The sequence below is a fragment of the Bacillus mycoides genome (genome assembly GCF_018742245.1).
GTDB lineage: Bacteria > Bacillota > Bacilli > Bacillales > Bacillaceae_G > Bacillus_A > Bacillus_A cereus_U.
Genome location: NZ_CP036132.1, coordinates 249,874 through 264,964 on the forward strand (window position 1 = coordinate 249,874; position 15,091 = coordinate 264,964).

The following is a 15,091-nucleotide window of genomic DNA, read 5'->3' on the forward strand; positions in this document are numbered from 1 at the left end:
AAATCCCCACTGATTAAAGTTTCACTTTATTAAAAAAGGGGTGCAAATGCCGCCGATTATTAAGCCGGTTAAATGGCTTATAGGATTGGCAGAGGGATTAAAGAAAGTAAATAGTAGTAATATAAGTATCATTATTGAAAAAATAGCGATGTCTCTTGGTTGTGAAGAACGATATCGACTATACAATAAAAATAATTGGGCGCCTAGTAATCCGAAAATACCACCAGATGCTCCGGCGTGAATATATTCAAGAGGCATAATAATATAAGAAGAAATATTCCCGAGAATGCCAGAAAGGAAAAAAATAATGATGAAAGAAAAATGTCCTAGTTGTTTTTCAATAGAAGAACCAAGTATAAATAAACAAATGCTATTAGAAAGAAAATGTTGTAAGTCTACGTGTACAAGTAAGGAAGTTATGACACGCCACCATTCTCCTTTAGCGATATATTCATTGTAGGCTGCCAGGTGAAAGAGGGAAAAGTCGCTCAATATAATCATGACTAATTGTATAAGAAGTAAAGAAATGATAATCGGTTGTAAGGAAATGCGAGTGGATGGTATTAGCATGTTGTTAGTATCACTCCTTTTGCATCAGAAAGATTCTCTGTTATTCTTACAATATGAATGAAGAAAGCTAAATAGAAGAAGGGGATTTTGAAATGATTGTAGGGATTGGAATCGATATTATTGAGTTAAATCGAATTGAAAAAATGCTAGATGGAAAGCTTAAATTTATGGAACGTATTTTAACTGAAGGAGAACGTGGTGTTGCTGAGGGGCTGAAAGGAAGTCGTCTTACAGAATTCGTAGCTGGAAGATTTGCAGCAAAAGAGGCGTATTCTAAAGCGGTAGGGACTGGTATCGGGAAAGAAGTGAGTTTTTTAGATATTGAAGTAAGGAATGATGATAGAGGTAAGCCAATTATCATTACAAATACAGAGCATATTGTTCATTTATCAATTAGCCATAGTAAAGAATTTGCCGTTGCTCAAGTTGTTTTGGAAAGCTCGTCACGCTAGTCTGCATATTTTATATCTTTGTCTCATATATTTGAGGTAGCGATAAGGAAGGCATATCTTCCATTCATTTATAGGGGCAAAGGGGCTGAAGTGATGAAAAGGCGTCTGTTTTTAGTTCTTGTCGGTTTGTTGACCGTTTTTGTGTTGGCGGGTTGTATGGAAAAGAAACAGGAAGATGTTGTGAGAGATTTAGAAGCGAAAGTTAAAAGTATGAAGAGTTATCAAGCTGAAGCGAAATTATCTATTAAAACAGGAAATGAGCCTCAGGAGTACAATGTAGAAATTTGGCATAAAGAACCTTCGTATTATCGTGTGAATTTGCAGAATGCGAAAAAGGATCAGAGTCAAATTATTTTAAGAAATGATGAAGGTGTATTTGTATTAACGCCGGCGCTTAATAAGAGTTTCCGTTTTCAAAGTGATTGGCCGCAAAATAGTAGCCAGGCTTATTTATATGAATCACTTGTAAGAGATATTTTGCAAGATAAGAAAAATCTCTCTTTCGAGAAAACAGATAAGTATTATGTATTTAAAACAAAAACAAATTATCAACATCAAAATATGTTGCCGAAACAAGAAATTAAGCTGAATAAAAGTGATTTAACACCAGTTTCTGTGAAGCTGATGGATAATGACCAAAATGTCCTTGTAAAAGTAGATTTCACTAAAGTAAAGTTTGATGCAAAGTTTGATAAAGGTGCATTTGATACGAAACAAAATATGTCTAGAGCACAAGTGGATGTTCAGACGGCAGCGAAAGAAGACAAACCGTTTGCTATTTTGTATCCGCGTGATACGCCGCAAGGCATGACTTTGAAAGAGGAAGAAGAGTTGAAGACAGACAGTGGCAAGCGTGCAATACTCACATACACTGGAAGTAAGAAATCCTTTACTTTAATACAAGAAAAGGCAAAAGTTGCAGAGGCCTCATCGGCGGTAAGTGTAAGTGGAGAGCCGGTTGATCTTGGTTTCACGATTGGTGCATTGACGAAAGAATCTGTAACGTGGTCGCATAACGGAGTAGAATATATGCTCGTGTCTAAAGGTTTAGAGCCGAATGAGTTGTTGATGGTTGCTCGTTCGGTTACAGCGAAGCAGGTGAAGTAAACATCTTAGACGTGGTGATATATGTGCACCGCGTCTTTTCTTAGTTTGAAGGTGGATTTCATAAAAGAAGCATATAAAAGAATAAGCTTCGCATATCGTGTATAAGGAAGTGTATTTATGGAAGACGCACCGTTTTACCGTGACACCTGGGTGGAAGTGGATTTAGATGCGATTTATAACAATGTTACGCATATTAAAGAGTTCATTCCAAGTGATGTAGAGATTTTTGCTGTAGTTAAAGCGAATGCATATGGGCACGATTATGTACCGGTGGCTAAAACTGCATTAGAAGCAGGAGCGACAAGATTAGCAGTTGCTTTTTTAGATGAAGCTTTAGTGCTTCGGAGGGCTGGTATTACTGCACCGATTTTAGTATTAGGTCCTTCCCCGCCCCGTGATGTAAATGTAGCTGCTGAAAATGATGTAGCATTAACTGTTTTTCAAAAAGAATGGGTGGAAGAAGCGATAAAGCTCTGGGATGGTTCATCAATAATGAAATTTCATATTAATTTTGATAGTGGTATGGGGAGAATCGGAATACGTGAACGCAAAGAATTAAAAGGGTTCTTAAAGAGTTTAGAAGGTGCGCCATTTTTAGAGTTAGAAGGAGTATATACGCATTTTGCAACAGCGGATGAGGTTGAGACTTCTTACTTTGATAAGCAATATAATACATTCTTGCAGCAGTTAAGTTGGTTGAAAGAATTTGGAGTGAATCCTAAATTTGTCCATACAGCCAATAGTGCTGCAACGTTAAGGTTTCAAGGGATTACATTTAATGCGGTGCGAGTTGGTATTGCGATGTATGGATTATCCCCATCTGTAGAAATACGTCCTTTTTTACCATTTAAATTGGAACCGGCGTTGTCACTTCATACGAAAGTTGCTCATATTAAGCAAGTGATTAAAGGGGATGGGATTAGTTATAATGTCACATACCGAACGAGAACGGAAGAATGGATTGCGACAGTTGCAATTGGATATGCAGATGGCTGGCTTAGAAGATTGCAAGGGTTTAAAGTACTTGTAAATGGTGAAAGAGTACCGATTGTAGGGCGAGTGACAATGGATCAATTGATGATACATCTTCCTTGTGAAGTGCCACTTGGTACGAAAGTTACACTCATTGGGAGACAAGGTGATGAGTATATTAGTGCTACCGAGGTCGCTGAATATTCCGGGACTATTAATTATGAAATTATCGCAACGATAAGCTTCCGTGTACCGAGAATATTTATACGGCACGGTAAAGTTGTAGAAGTAATCAATTATTTGAACGATATATAGAAGAAGGTATTATCGCTCAGTATCTCGTCATTTAGGGGATTTTCGCTAATGGAAAATAGGCTCTTTTTTGCTAGGGATCTTCTTTTTATACTTGTTATTAATATAAGTTACAATGAAATGTTGCGGAAGGGATTGCTTTATTTCTTGTTTGAAAGAGATGAAAAGTAAAAGAAGATGAATGTTTTGTTTATGAATTGGAAAACATAAGCAGGGAATAAGGAAGTCTTTGCAACAGGCTCCATACAATGGTATTATTACAATAGGTGTCATATATATATTTGGGTGTGTAGTTGACGGTGGAGGTGTATTTTTGTGTCCGAATCAAGTGTAACTACTGAAATCGTGGTTCGGTTGCCAAAGCAAATGGTAACGGAATTGGACGGAATTGGAAAACAAGAGAATAAGAATCGCCATGAACTAATTTGCCAGGCAACACAACTGTTATTGCGTCAACATAAGACGAAGAAACGCTACCAACATGAATCAATGCGACGTGGGTACATTGAAATGGGAAAAATTAATCTTGGTATTGCATCTGAAGCTTTCTTAGCAGAGTATGAAGCAGCTCATACAGTAGAACGCTTAGTTAGCGGGGGGTAATATTTTGATTGTAAAACGCGGCGACGTGTATTTTGCAGACCTTTCCCCAGTTGTTGGTTCTGAGCAAGGAGGCGTTCGTCCGGTTCTTGTCATTCAAAATGACATCGGAAATCGTTTTAGTCCGACTGTGATTGTAGCGGCTATTACTGCGCAGATTCAAAAAGCGAAATTACCCACTCATGTGGAAATTGATGCGAAAAAGTATGGTTTTGAGAGAGATTCTGTTATTTTACTTGAGCAGATTCGAACAATCGATAAGCAACGCTTAACGGACAAAATCACTCATTTGGATGAAGTGATGATGAGTCGTGTAGATGAAGCGTTACAAATTAGTTTAGGACTAATAGATTTTTAAATCGGCAGTTTAAGTTGCTCTCTTTACAGGGCAACTTTTTTTTATTATAGAGGAGGTTACGGTTGGATATGGAAATGGTAGATAATCGACAAGGGTTAATGAAAATGTTAGTGAAAGAATTAGGCTTTACAGAAAAGCAAGTTCGTCATGTTATTCAATTAACAGAAGAAGGTAACACAGTTCCATTTATCGCTCGTTACCGAAAAGAATGGACAGGATCTCTAGATGAGGTGCAAATTCGTGCAATCTTAGAAAGATGGCAATATATGATGCAACTAGAAGATAGGAAAGAAGAGGTTCTTCGTCTTATTGGTGAAAAGGGTAAACTAACCGAAGAGTTGCGTCGTCATATTGTTGCTGCAAAAAAACTTCAGGAAGTAGAAGATTTATATCGTCCATATAAAGAAAAAAGAAGAACGAAAGCTACAATTGCTAAAGAAAAGGGATTAGAACCGTTAGCTGAGTGGCTATTGTTATATAAAAAAGAAAATCCAGCAGAGAAGGCTATGGAATTTGTTAATGCAGAAAAAGAAGTGGCGTCTGCAGAAGATGCGTTGCAAGGTGCGCAAGATATTATTGCGGAACTTGTTTCGGATAATGCGGCATATCGTAGTTGGATTCGCAATACTACTTTCCGACAAGGGATTATGTCTTCATCTGTAAAAGATAAAGAAAAAGATGAAAAGAATATATATGAAATGTATTATGGCTATGAAGAACCGTTGCAAAAAGTAGTGCCACATCGTGTACTAGCTATGAATCGTGGTGAAAAGGAAGACGTATTAAGAGTTTCTGTTATCACGCCAATTGAAGAAATCCTTCAGTTTTTACATAAGAAAATGATTCTTGATGAAGCTTCTAAAAGTGCGCATTATGTACAATTAGCGATGGAAGATGGATATAAGCGATTAATTCAACCTTCAATAGAAAGAGAAATTCGTAAAGAATTAATGGAAACGGCCGAAGAACAAGCGATTCATATTTTCTCTGAGAATTTACGTAATTTATTATTACAACCTCCGATGAAAGGGAAAGTTGTGTTAGCGGTAGATCCAGCATATAGAACCGGTTGTAAATTAGCTGTAGTAGATGATACAGGGAAAGTTCTTCACATAGATGTTATTTATCCGCATCCGCCTGTTCGTAAATATGAGGATGCAAAAACGAAAATCATTTCCATTATAGATAAATATGAAGTTGAAATGATAGCGATTGGAAATGGTACAGCTTCGAGGGAAACGGAAGAATTTATAGTAGATGTATTACAAAATGTAGAACGAGATGTATTTTACATTATTGTAAATGAAGCGGGTGCTAGTGTGTACTCAGCATCTGATGTAGCTCGCGAGGAGTTTCCGAATTTACAGGTTGAAGAAAGAAGTGCCGTTTCAATTGGGAGACGTCTGCAAGATCCACTTGCAGAGCTTGTGAAAATTGACCCTAAATCTGTTGGGGTGGGACAATATCAACATGATGTATCTCAAAAGAGATTAAATGAATCATTAACATTTGTAGTAGAGACAGCAGTTAACCGAGTTGGTGTTAATGTAAATACAGCTTCAGTTGCATTGTTGCAATATGTTTCGGGGTTATCAAAAACAGTTGCGAAAAATATTGTAGCTAAGCGTGAGGAAGATGGGAAATTCACGAAGCGTACTGAATTAAAGAAAATCCCGCGTTTAGGTGCAAAAACATATGAACAATGTATCGGGTTTTTACGTATATTAGAAGGAGCGAATCCGTTAGATCGCACAGGGATTCATCCAGAGCAATATAAAAATGTTGAATTGTTATTAAAGAGCCTAGGGTTATCAAAGAATGATGTGGGGAAACCAAACTTGCAAAAGAGTTTAGAAGGAGTAGATATTTCTAAAATATCTCAAGAGACCGAGATTGGTGAGCCGACATTAGTTGATATTATGGATGCTTTAATTAGCCCGGAACGAGATATGAGGGATGAGTTGCCAAAGCCACTTTTGAAAAAGGGGATTTTAAAATTAGAAGATTTAAAGCGTGGTATGGAATTAGAGGGAACGATCCGCAATGTTGTTGATTTCGGTGCCTTTGTTGATATTGGTGTGAAGCAAGATGGTTTAGTACATATTTCTAAACTAAGTAAACAATTTGTAAAGCATCCATTAGATATCGTATCCGTAGGACAAATTGTAAAGGTATGGGTAGATGATATTGATACGAAAAAAGGTCGTGTTGCATTATCAATGTTACCAATTGAATAGAAAGTAAAGAGAGCAGATGAAACTGCTCTCTTTTTATAGATAGGAAAGTTTCATTGATTATGAGCTTTGGTGTATTTTACTATAATAAAACCAGCATTCATTTAGTAACTTGATTTGATACCGGTTTTTTTCGAAATATGCACGTTGCATTTGTTTCTTTAGCCATGTAGGCATAGGAATCCCTCCTTGTTTAATCCTGCTCTCAAAAGTTCCTTCTTTTATTTAAAGAAATATTGATGAGAGGTTGGTGAGTGGATTTCTATCAATGCTGCATTTTTAGAAATCACGTTTCTTGAATGAGGATGGGTATATGTACTATTTAATATATGTATAGGAAGGGAGAAAAGTGTAAAAATATTTTTTTGTTTAGGAGGAATGAGAATGGATGAGCAAGAAATTCAGAGGTTAGTGGAAGAGGTATCGTTACAATGCTTTGGAATGCCGTTTTTACATAAAGCGATGTTTAATAGTAGGTTACGTACAACGGGTGGGCGCTATCTATTGAAGAATCATAATATAGAATTGAATTATCGATATTACGAAATATATGGTAAAGAAGAGTTAGTCGGGATTGTTAAACATGAACTTTGTCATTATCACTTACATATCACAGGAAAAGGGTATAAGCACCGAGATAGAGATTTTCGTGAATTATTAAAGAAAGTAGGTGCACCACGTTTTTGTAAACGAATGATTAGTGAGGAGGAAACGAAAGTTTATACGTATGAATGTATGGGTTGTTCGTTTCAATATGTAAGAAGACGTCAAATAAATACACAAAGATATGTATGTGGAAAGTGCAAAGGACAACTAAAACTGGTAGTGAAAACATCTTGACAGTGAAAACGCAATCCAGTATATTATAAACATGTCCAGTTTGCGCAAGACGTTGTGAAAAAACATCTTGACTTACGATGAGAAATTTTATAAGATACAAATTGTCTTTATTATTCCGCAGTAGCTCAGTGGTAGAGCTATCGGCTGTTAACCGATCGGTCGTAGGTTCGAGTCCTACCTGCGGAGCCATATACAGAGAAGTACCCAAGTGGCTCAAGGGGCTCCCCTGCTAAGGGAGTAGATCGCTAACGCGGTGCGAGGGTTCGAATCCCTTCTTCTCTGCCATATATATTGGCCCGTTGGTCAAGTGGTTAAGACACCGCCCTTTCACGGCGGTAACACGGGTTCGAATCCCGTACGGGTCACCACTTCGGAGGATTAGCTCAGCTGGGAGAGCACCTGCCTTACAAGCAGGGGGTCGGCGGTTCGATCCCGTCATCCTCCACCATATAAATTATATAAATAATATTATCGCGGGGTGGAGCAGTACGGTAGCTCGTCGGGCTCATAACCCGAAGGTCGCAGGTTCAAATCCTGTCCCCGCAACCAAATGGTCCCGTGGTGTAGTGGTTAACATGCCTGCCTGTCACGCAGGAGATCGCCGGTTCGACCCCGGTCGGGACCGCCATTTTAACTTCTGCTATAAGGCAGTTGTTTTTTATTGGTCATTATGGTACAATAACATTTGTCTTCGGAAAGAAGATAACTATTTCGATGGGCTATAGCCAAGCGGTAAGGCAACGGACTTTGACTCCGTCATGCGCTGGTTCGAATCCAGCTAGCCCAGCCATTTACGAGCCATTAGCTCAGTTGGTAGAGCATCTGACTTTTAATCAGAGGGTCGAAGGTTCGAATCCTTCATGGCTCACTTTTGTTTTTTCCGCGCGGTCGTGGCGGAACGGCAGACGCGCTAGGTTGAGGGCCTAGTGGGGGAAACCCCGTGGAGGTTCAAGTCCTCTCGGCCGCATCAAAAAATCTTTTGAAAAAGTACTTGCATTTGAAAATGTAGTATGATAAGATAATTGAGTCGCCAAAATACAACGACGAAAAAACATCATGAATAAGCGCCCGTAGCTCAATTGGATAGAGCGTTTGACTACGGATCAAGAGGTTAGGGGTTCGACTCCTCTCGGGCGCGCCATAACGGGAAGTGGCTCAGCTTGGTAGAGCACCTGGTTTGGGACCAGGGGGTCGCAGGTTCAAATCCTGTCTTCCCGACCACGCGGGTGTAGTTTAGTGGTAAAACAAGAGCCTTCCAAGCTCTGGTCGAGAGTTCGATTCTCTTCACCCGCTTTTAGTTCTTTGAAAACTGAACGAAACAAACAACGTGAACGTCAATTTTTATTTTTAGATGCTAGACAAACTAACTTTATTGGAGAGTTTGATCCTGGCTCAGGATGAACGCTGGCGGCGTGCCTAATACATGCAAGTCGAGCGAATGGATTAAGAGCTTGCTCTTATGAAGTTAGCGGCGGACGGGTGAGTAACACGTGGGTAACCTGCCCATAAGACTGGGATAACTCCGGGAAACCGGGGCTAATACCGGATAATATTTTGAACTGCATAGTTCGAAATTGAAAGGCGGCTTCGGCTGTCACTTATGGATGGACCCGCGTCGCATTAGCTAGTTGGTGAGGTAACGGCTCACCAAGGCAACGATGCGTAGCCGACCTGAGAGGGTGATCGGCCACACTGGGACTGAGACACGGCCCAGACTCCTACGGGAGGCAGCAGTAGGGAATCTTCCGCAATGGACGAAAGTCTGACGGAGCAACGCCGCGTGAGTGATGAAGGCTTTCGGGTCGTAAAACTCTGTTGTTAGGGAAGAACAAGTGCTAGTTGAATAAGCTGGCACCTTGACGGTACCTAACCAGAAAGCCACGGCTAACTACGTGCCAGCAGCCGCGGTAATACGTAGGTGGCAAGCGTTATCCGGAATTATTGGGCGTAAAGCGCGCGCAGGTGGTTTCTTAAGTCTGATGTGAAAGCCCACGGCTCAACCGTGGAGGGTCATTGGAAACTGGGAGACTTGAGTGCAGAAGAGGAAAGTGGAATTCCATGTGTAGCGGTGAAATGCGTAGAGATATGGAGGAACACCAGTGGCGAAGGCGACTTTCTGGTCTGTAACTGACACTGAGGCGCGAAAGCGTGGGGAGCAAACAGGATTAGATACCCTGGTAGTCCACGCCGTAAACGATGAGTGCTAAGTGTTAGAGGGTTTCCGCCCTTTAGTGCTGAAGTTAACGCATTAAGCACTCCGCCTGGGGAGTACGGCCGCAAGGCTGAAACTCAAAGGAATTGACGGGGGCCCGCACAAGCGGTGGAGCATGTGGTTTAATTCGAAGCAACGCGAAGAACCTTACCAGGTCTTGACATCCTCTGAAAACTCTAGAGATAGAGCTTCTCCTTCGGGAGCAGAGTGACAGGTGGTGCATGGTTGTCGTCAGCTCGTGTCGTGAGATGTTGGGTTAAGTCCCGCAACGAGCGCAACCCTTGATCTTAGTTGCCATCATTAAGTTGGGCACTCTAAGGTGACTGCCGGTGACAAACCGGAGGAAGGTGGGGATGACGTCAAATCATCATGCCCCTTATGACCTGGGCTACACACGTGCTACAATGGACGGTACAAAGAGCTGCAAGACCGCGAGGTGGAGCTAATCTCATAAAACCGTTCTCAGTTCGGATTGTAGGCTGCAACTCGCCTACATGAAGCTGGAATCGCTAGTAATCGCGGATCAGCATGCCGCGGTGAATACGTTCCCGGGCCTTGTACACACCGCCCGTCACACCACGAGAGTTTGTAACACCCGAAGTCGGTGGGGTAACCTTTATGGAGCCAGCCGCCTAAGGTGGGACAGATGATTGGGGTGAAGTCGTAACAAGGTAGCCGTATCGGAAGGTGCGGCTGGATCACCTCCTTTCTATGGAGAATTGATGAACGCAGTTCATCAATAAACGTTGACTTGTTTTGTTTCGTTCAGTTTTGAGAGAACTATCTCTCAAGTTTAAATGTATGTTCTTTGAAAACTAGATAACAGTGTAGCTCATATTTTTTTAATTTTAGTTTGGTTAAGTTAGAAAGGGCGCACGGTGGATGCCTTGACACTAGGAGTCGATGAAGGACGGGACTAACGCCGATATGCTTCGGGGAGCTGTAAGTAAGCTTTGATCCGAAGATTTCCGAATGGGGAAACCCACTATACGTAATGGTATGGTATCCTTACCTGAATACATAGGGTATGGAAGACAGACCCAGGGAACTGAAACATCTAAGTACCTGGAGGAAGAGAAAGCAAATGCGATTTCCTGAGTAGCGGCGAGCGAAACGGAATCTAGCCCAAACCAAGAGGCTTGCCTCTTGGGGTTGTAGGACATTCTATACGGAGTTACAAAGGAACGAGGTAGACGAAGCGACCTGGAAAGGTCCGTCACAGAGGGTAACAACCCCGTAGTCGAAACTTCGTTCTCTCTTGAATGTATCCTGAGTACGGCGGAACACGTGAAATTCCGTCGGAATCTGGGAGGACCATCTCCCAAGGCTAAATACTCCCTAGTGATCGATAGTGAACCAGTACCGTGAGGGAAAGGTGAAAAGCACCCCGGAAGGGGAGTGAAAGAGATCCTGAAACCGTGTGCCTACAAATAGTCAGAGCCCGTTAATGGGTGATGGCGTGCCTTTTGTAGAATGAACCGGCGAGTTACGATCCCGTGCGAGGTTAAGCTGAAGAGGCGGAGCCGCAGCGAAAGCGAGTCTGAATAGGGCGTTTAGTACGTGGTCGTAGACCCGAAACCAGGTGATCTACCCATGTCCAGGGTGAAGTTCAGGTAACACTGAATGGAGGCCCGAACCCACGCACGTTGAAAAGTGCGGGGATGAGGTGTGGGTAGCGGAGAAATTCCAATCGAACCTGGAGATAGCTGGTTCTCCCCGAAATAGCTTTAGGGCTAGCCTTAAGTGTAAGAGTCTTGGAGGTAGAGCACTGATTGAACTAGGGGTCCTCATCGGATTACCGAATTCAGTCAAACTCCGAATGCCAATGACTTATCCTTAGGAGTCAGACTGCGAGTGATAAGATCCGTAGTCAAGAGGGAAACAGCCCAGATCGCCAGCTAAGGTCCCAAAGTGTGTATTAAGTGGAAAAGGATGTGGAGTTGCTTAGACAACTAGGATGTTGGCTCAGAAGCAGCCACCATTTAAAGAGTGCGTAATAGCTCACTAGTCGAGTGACTCTGCGCCGAAAATGTACCGGGGCTAAATACACCACCGAAGCTGCGAATTGATACCAATGGTATCAGTGGTAGGGGAGCGTTCTAAGTGCAGTGAAGTCAGACCGGAAGGACTGGTGGAGCGCTTAGAAGTGAGAATGCCGGTATGAGTAGCGAAAGACGGGTGAGAATCCCGTCCACCGAATGCCTAAGGTTTCCTGAGGAAGGCTCGTCCGCTCAGGGTTAGTCAGGACCTAAGCCGAGGCCGACAGGCGTAGGCGATGGACAACAGGTTGATATTCCTGTACCACCTCTTTATCGTTTGAGCAATGGAGGGACGCAGAAGGATAGAAGAAGCGTGCGATTGGTTGTGCACGTCCAAGCAGTTAGGCTGATAAGTAGGCAAATCCGCTTATCGTGAAGGCTGAGCTGTGATGGGGAAGCTCCTTATGGAGCGAAGTCTTTGATTCCCCGCTGCCAAGAAAAGCTTCTAGCGAGATAAAAGGTGCCTGTACCGCAAACCGACACAGGTAGGCGAGGAGAGAATCCTAAGGTGTGCGAGAGAACTCTGGTTAAGGAACTCGGCAAAATGACCCCGTAACTTCGGGAGAAGGGGTGCTTTCTTAACGGAAAGCCGCAGTGAATAGGCCCAAGCGACTGTTTAGCAAAAACACAGGTCTCTGCGAAGCCGTAAGGCGAAGTATAGGGGCTGACACCTGCCCGGTGCTGGAAGGTTAAGGAGAGGGGTTAGCGTAAGCGAAGCTCTGAACTGAAGCCCCAGTAAACGGCGGCCGTAACTATAACGGTCCTAAGGTAGCGAAATTCCTTGTCGGGTAAGTTCCGACCCGCACGAAAGGTGTAACGATTTGGGCACTGTCTCAACCAGAGACTCGGTGAAATTATAGTACCTGTGAAGATGCAGGTTACCCGCGACAGGACGGAAAGACCCCGTGGAGCTTTACTGTAGCCTGATATTGAATTTTGGTACAGTTTGTACAGGATAGGCGGGAGCCATTGAAACCGGAGCGCTAGCTTCGGTGGAGGCGCTGGTGGGATACCGCCCTGACTGTATTGAAATTCTAACCTACGGGTCTTATCGACCCGGGAGACAGTGTCAGGTGGGCAGTTTGACTGGGGCGGTCGCCTCCTAAAGTGTAACGGAGGCGCCCAAAGGTTCCCTCAGAATGGTTGGAAATCATTCGTAGAGTGCAAAGGCATAAGGGAGCTTGACTGCGAGACCTACAAGTCGAGCAGGGACGAAAGTCGGGCTTAGTGATCCGGTGGTTCCGCATGGAAGGGCCATCGCTCAACGGATAAAAGCTACCCCGGGGATAACAGGCTTATCTCCCCCAAGAGTCCACATCGACGGGGAGGTTTGGCACCTCGATGTCGGCTCATCGCATCCTGGGGCTGTAGTCGGTCCCAAGGGTTGGGCTGTTCGCCCATTAAAGCGGTACGCGAGCTGGGTTCAGAACGTCGTGAGACAGTTCGGTCCCTATCCGTCGTGGGCGCAGGAAATTTGAGAGGAGCTGTCCTTAGTACGAGAGGACCGGGATGGACGCACCGCTGGTGTACCAGTTGTTCTGCCAAGGGCATAGCTGGGTAGCTATGTGCGGAAGGGATAAGTGCTGAAAGCATCTAAGCATGAAGCCCCCCTCAAGATGAGATTTCCCATAGCGTAAGCTAGTAAGATCCCTGAAAGATGATCAGGTTGATAGGTTCGAGGTGGAAGCATGGTGACATGTGGAGCTGACGAATACTAATAGATCGAGGACTTAACCATATAATATGAAGCAAATGTTATCTAGTTTTGAAGGAATATACCTTCAATAGTTTGGTGATGATGGCAGAGAGGTCACACCCGTTCCCATACCGAACACGGAAGTTAAGCTCTCTAGCGCCGATGGTAGTTGGGACCTTGTCCCTGTGAGAGTAGGACGTCGCCAAGCTATTTATATCATCGCGGGGTGGAGCAGTACGGTAGCTCGTCGGGCTCATAACCCGAAGGTCGCAGGTTCAAATCCTGTCCCCGCAACCAAATGGTCCCGTGGTGTAGTGGTTAACATGCCTGCCTGTCACGCAGGAGATCGCCGGTTCGACCCCGGTCGGGACCGCCATTTTATATAAAGAAAAGAACGAAACAAGTTGTTTCGTATTTTTTTATTTGTTTTAACAAAAAACTAATAAAGACAGTCAAACTATCCTTAGGAAAACTCCTAAGGACTTTTTTATATATTTAAAACCTGTATAATAAAGAGCAGAGAACATTGTGAGTAAAGTAGGTGAAGTCTGTGAGTAAATATGAAATAACAACAAAATCTTCCGAAGAAACCCAGCGATTATCAGAAAAATTAGGGGGACTTGTAAAGGCACAAGATGTAATTATTTTAGAAGGTGATCTTGGAGCTGGCAAGACGACTTTTACAAAAGGACTAGCAAAAGGTCTTGGAGTGAAAAGAGTCGTAAATAGTCCTACCTTCAATATTATTAAAGAATATAAAGGAAGATTACCGCTATATCATATGGATGTGTATCGTTTAGCGGAAAGTGAAGAAGATTTAGGATTTGATGAGTATTTCTATGGTGAGGGGATTACAGTAGTAGAATGGGCTCATTTAATAGAAGCATATTTACCGAATGAGAAGTTACAAATTAGTTTATTCCATGCTGGAGATGATACAAGAAAAATTGTACTCGAGCCAATTGGAAATCGCTATATTAGATTATGTGAGGAGCTATTACAAGATGAAAGTACTAGCAATTGATACTTCAAATTACGTAATGGGTGTATCCCTTATTGAGGAAGGGAACGTAATTGGGGAAATCATTACAAATTTAACAAAAAACCATTCTGTACGTCTTATGCCAGCTGTAGAGAAACTGTTAAAAGAATGCGGTGTAAAACCGAAAGAATTGACTAAAATTGTTGTAGCAGCTGGACCAGGATCATATACAGGTGTTCGTATAGGTGTAACAGCTGCAAAAACATTAGCTTGGTCACTCCAAATACCAATTGTAGGTGTATCAAGTTTAGAAGTGGTGGCTGCAAATGGTGCTAATTTTAAGGGACTACTGTGCCCTTTATTTGATGGCCGACGTGGTCAAATTTACACGGGGTTATATACATATGAAGGAGAACATATAACTTCAATAGAAGAAGACCGAATTATTCTTATTGTTGACTGGTTGCAAATGTTAAAAGATAAAGGACAGCCAGTTTTATTTATTGGTAACGATGTTAAATTGCATAAAGAAACAATTGTAGAATATTTAGGTGATCAAGCTGTATTTGCTCCGTTCACTAAAAATAACCCAAGACCAAGTGAATTAGCATTTTTAGGATTACAAAAAGAAGAACAAGACGTGCATACGTTTGTTCCTAGCTATCTTCGTTTAGCTGAAGCTGAAACAAAATGGTTAGAAAGTCAAAAACAATAGGG

At 42.4% G+C, this 15,091-nt stretch carries 11 protein-coding genes, 14 tRNA genes and 3 rRNA genes; 26 read left to right on the forward strand and 2 right to left on the reverse strand.

The window, feature by feature from the left end; all coding sequences use genetic code 11:
- Positions 1 to 21: 21 nt before the first annotated feature.
- Positions 22 to 570: a rhomboid family intramembrane serine protease gene (locus EXW56_RS01385; protein ID WP_002113424.1), complete on the reverse strand. Its 549-nt coding sequence runs from the start codon at positions 568 to 570 to the stop codon at positions 22 to 24.
- A gap of 92 nt (positions 571 to 662) precedes the next feature.
- Here EXW56_RS01385 and acpS point away from each other — a divergent pair, with 92 nt between their 5' ends.
- From acpS to EXW56_RS01415, 6 genes are all read left to right on the forward strand, one after another.
- Entirely contained in the window at positions 663 to 1,022 is a 360-nt protein-coding gene (acpS, locus tag EXW56_RS01390) for a holo-ACP synthase (RefSeq protein WP_070169775.1), read from the forward strand.
- 156 nt (positions 1,023 to 1,178) lie between these two features.
- Complete coding sequence (locus tag EXW56_RS01395) at positions 1,179 to 2,129, forward strand: LolA family protein (protein ID WP_002201994.1); 951 nt, start codon at positions 1,179 to 1,181, stop codon at positions 2,127 to 2,129.
- A gap of 117 nt (positions 2,130 to 2,246) precedes the next feature.
- Complete coding sequence (alr, locus tag EXW56_RS01400; protein ID WP_002201993.1) at positions 2,247 to 3,416, forward strand: alanine racemase; 1,170 nt, start codon at positions 2,247 to 2,249, stop codon at positions 3,414 to 3,416.
- Between the two features lie 312 nt (positions 3,417 to 3,728).
- Positions 3,729 to 4,016: an antitoxin EndoAI gene (locus EXW56_RS01405; RefSeq protein ID WP_000004570.1), complete on the forward strand. Its 288-nt coding sequence runs from the start codon at positions 3,729 to 3,731 to the stop codon at positions 4,014 to 4,016.
- Positions 4,017 to 4,020: 4 nt separating this feature from the next.
- Positions 4,021 to 4,371, forward strand: a complete 351-nt coding sequence (gene ndoA, locus EXW56_RS01410; protein ID WP_000635965.1) for a type II toxin-antitoxin system endoribonuclease NdoA — start codon at positions 4,021 to 4,023, stop codon at positions 4,369 to 4,371.
- 68 nt (positions 4,372 to 4,439) lie between these two features.
- A complete protein-coding gene (locus EXW56_RS01415; RefSeq protein WP_215597561.1) occupies positions 4,440 to 6,608 on the forward strand; it encodes a Tex family protein in 2,169 nt (722 codons plus the stop codon).
- 57 nt (positions 6,609 to 6,665) lie between these two features.
- On the opposite strand, the gene cmpA is transcribed toward EXW56_RS01415, so the two are convergent.
- Positions 6,666 to 6,782 (reverse strand): cortex morphogenetic protein CmpA, encoded by a 117-nt coding sequence (gene cmpA, locus EXW56_RS01420; protein ID WP_001143642.1) that lies wholly within the window; start codon positions 6,780 to 6,782, stop codon positions 6,666 to 6,668.
- 207 nt (positions 6,783 to 6,989) lie between these two features.
- On the opposite strand from cmpA, the gene EXW56_RS01425 reads away from it, so the two are divergent.
- The 20 genes from EXW56_RS01425 (at position 6,990) to tsaB (ending at position 15,089) form a co-directional block, all read left to right on the forward strand.
- Positions 6,990 to 7,445, forward strand: a complete 456-nt coding sequence (locus EXW56_RS01425; RefSeq protein WP_002201991.1) for a SprT family protein — start codon at positions 6,990 to 6,992, stop codon at positions 7,443 to 7,445.
- Positions 7,446 to 7,559: 114 nt separating this feature from the next.
- Positions 7,560 to 7,634 (forward strand) — tRNA-Asn (locus tag EXW56_RS01430).
- A gap of 5 nt (positions 7,635 to 7,639) precedes the next feature.
- Positions 7,640 to 7,730: transfer RNA gene (locus EXW56_RS01435), tRNA-Ser, on the forward strand.
- 8 nt (positions 7,731 to 7,738) lie between these two features.
- A tRNA-Glu gene (locus tag EXW56_RS01440) sits at positions 7,739 to 7,813 on the forward strand.
- Positions 7,814 to 7,817: 4 nt separating this feature from the next.
- Positions 7,818 to 7,893 (forward strand) — tRNA-Val (locus EXW56_RS01445).
- Between the two features lie 24 nt (positions 7,894 to 7,917).
- Positions 7,918 to 7,994, forward strand: a tRNA-Met gene (locus EXW56_RS01450).
- Positions 7,995 to 7,997: 3 nt separating this feature from the next.
- Positions 7,998 to 8,073 (forward strand) — tRNA-Asp (locus EXW56_RS01455).
- Between the two features lie 87 nt (positions 8,074 to 8,160).
- Positions 8,161 to 8,235, forward strand: a tRNA-Gln gene (locus tag EXW56_RS01460).
- Positions 8,236 to 8,240: 5 nt separating this feature from the next.
- Positions 8,241 to 8,313 (forward strand) — tRNA-Lys (locus tag EXW56_RS01465).
- Between the two features lie 16 nt (positions 8,314 to 8,329).
- Positions 8,330 to 8,412: transfer RNA gene (locus tag EXW56_RS01470), tRNA-Leu, on the forward strand.
- Between the two features lie 97 nt (positions 8,413 to 8,509).
- Positions 8,510 to 8,586 (forward strand) — tRNA-Arg (locus EXW56_RS01475).
- Positions 8,587 to 8,589: 3 nt separating this feature from the next.
- Positions 8,590 to 8,666, forward strand: a tRNA-Pro gene (locus EXW56_RS01480).
- A 1-nt stretch (position 8,667) separates the two neighbouring features.
- A tRNA-Gly gene (locus EXW56_RS01485) sits at positions 8,668 to 8,738 on the forward strand.
- A 76-nt stretch (positions 8,739 to 8,814) separates the two neighbouring features.
- Positions 8,815 to 10,366 (forward strand): 16S ribosomal RNA (locus EXW56_RS01490).
- A gap of 146 nt (positions 10,367 to 10,512) precedes the next feature.
- Positions 10,513 to 13,434, forward strand: a 23S ribosomal RNA gene (locus EXW56_RS01495).
- Between the two features lie 50 nt (positions 13,435 to 13,484).
- A 5S ribosomal RNA gene (rrf, locus tag EXW56_RS01500) occupies positions 13,485 to 13,600 on the forward strand.
- Together the 16S, 23S and 5S rRNA genes with 14 tRNA genes alongside form the textbook arrangement of a ribosomal RNA operon.
- Positions 13,601 to 13,612: 12 nt before the next feature.
- Positions 13,613 to 13,689: transfer RNA gene (locus tag EXW56_RS01505), tRNA-Met, on the forward strand.
- Positions 13,690 to 13,692: 3 nt separating this feature from the next.
- Positions 13,693 to 13,768, forward strand: a tRNA-Asp gene (locus EXW56_RS01510).
- Positions 13,769 to 13,942: 174 nt separating this feature from the next.
- Positions 13,943 to 14,416: a tRNA (adenosine(37)-N6)-threonylcarbamoyltransferase complex ATPase subunit type 1 TsaE gene (gene tsaE, locus EXW56_RS01515; protein WP_002113433.1), complete on the forward strand. Its 474-nt coding sequence runs from the start codon at positions 13,943 to 13,945 to the stop codon at positions 14,414 to 14,416.
- Positions 14,397 to 15,089, forward strand: a complete 693-nt coding sequence (gene tsaB / locus EXW56_RS01520; RefSeq protein ID WP_002201990.1) for a tRNA (adenosine(37)-N6)-threonylcarbamoyltransferase complex dimerization subunit type 1 TsaB — start codon at positions 14,397 to 14,399, stop codon at positions 15,087 to 15,089. Before tsaE ends, tsaB begins: the two co-directional genes overlap by 20 nt.
- Positions 15,090 to 15,091: the final 2 nt, after the last annotated feature.

Coding starts and splice junctions, on each gene's coding strand:
- alr (WP_002201993.1), top strand. CDS start 2,247: ATGGAAGACGCACCGTTTTACCGTGACACCTGGGTGGAAGTGGATTTA.
- tsaB (WP_002201990.1), top strand. CDS start 14,397: ATGAAAGTACTAGCAATTGATACTTCAAATTACGTAATGGGTGTATCC.
- cmpA (WP_001143642.1), bottom strand. CDS start 6,782: ATGCCTACATGGCTAAAGAAACAAATGCAACGTGCATATTTCGAAAAA.
- EXW56_RS01425 (WP_002201991.1), top strand. CDS start 6,990: ATGGATGAGCAAGAAATTCAGAGGTTAGTGGAAGAGGTATCGTTACAA.
- EXW56_RS01385 (WP_002113424.1), bottom strand. CDS start 570: ATGCTAATACCATCCACTCGCATTTCCTTACAACCGATTATCATTTCT.
- EXW56_RS01415 (WP_215597561.1), top strand. CDS start 4,440: ATGGAAATGGTAGATAATCGACAAGGGTTAATGAAAATGTTAGTGAAA.
- acpS (WP_070169775.1), top strand. CDS start 663: ATGATTGTAGGGATTGGAATCGATATTATTGAGTTAAATCGAATTGAA.
- EXW56_RS01395 (WP_002201994.1), top strand. CDS start 1,179: ATGGAAAAGAAACAGGAAGATGTTGTGAGAGATTTAGAAGCGAAAGTT.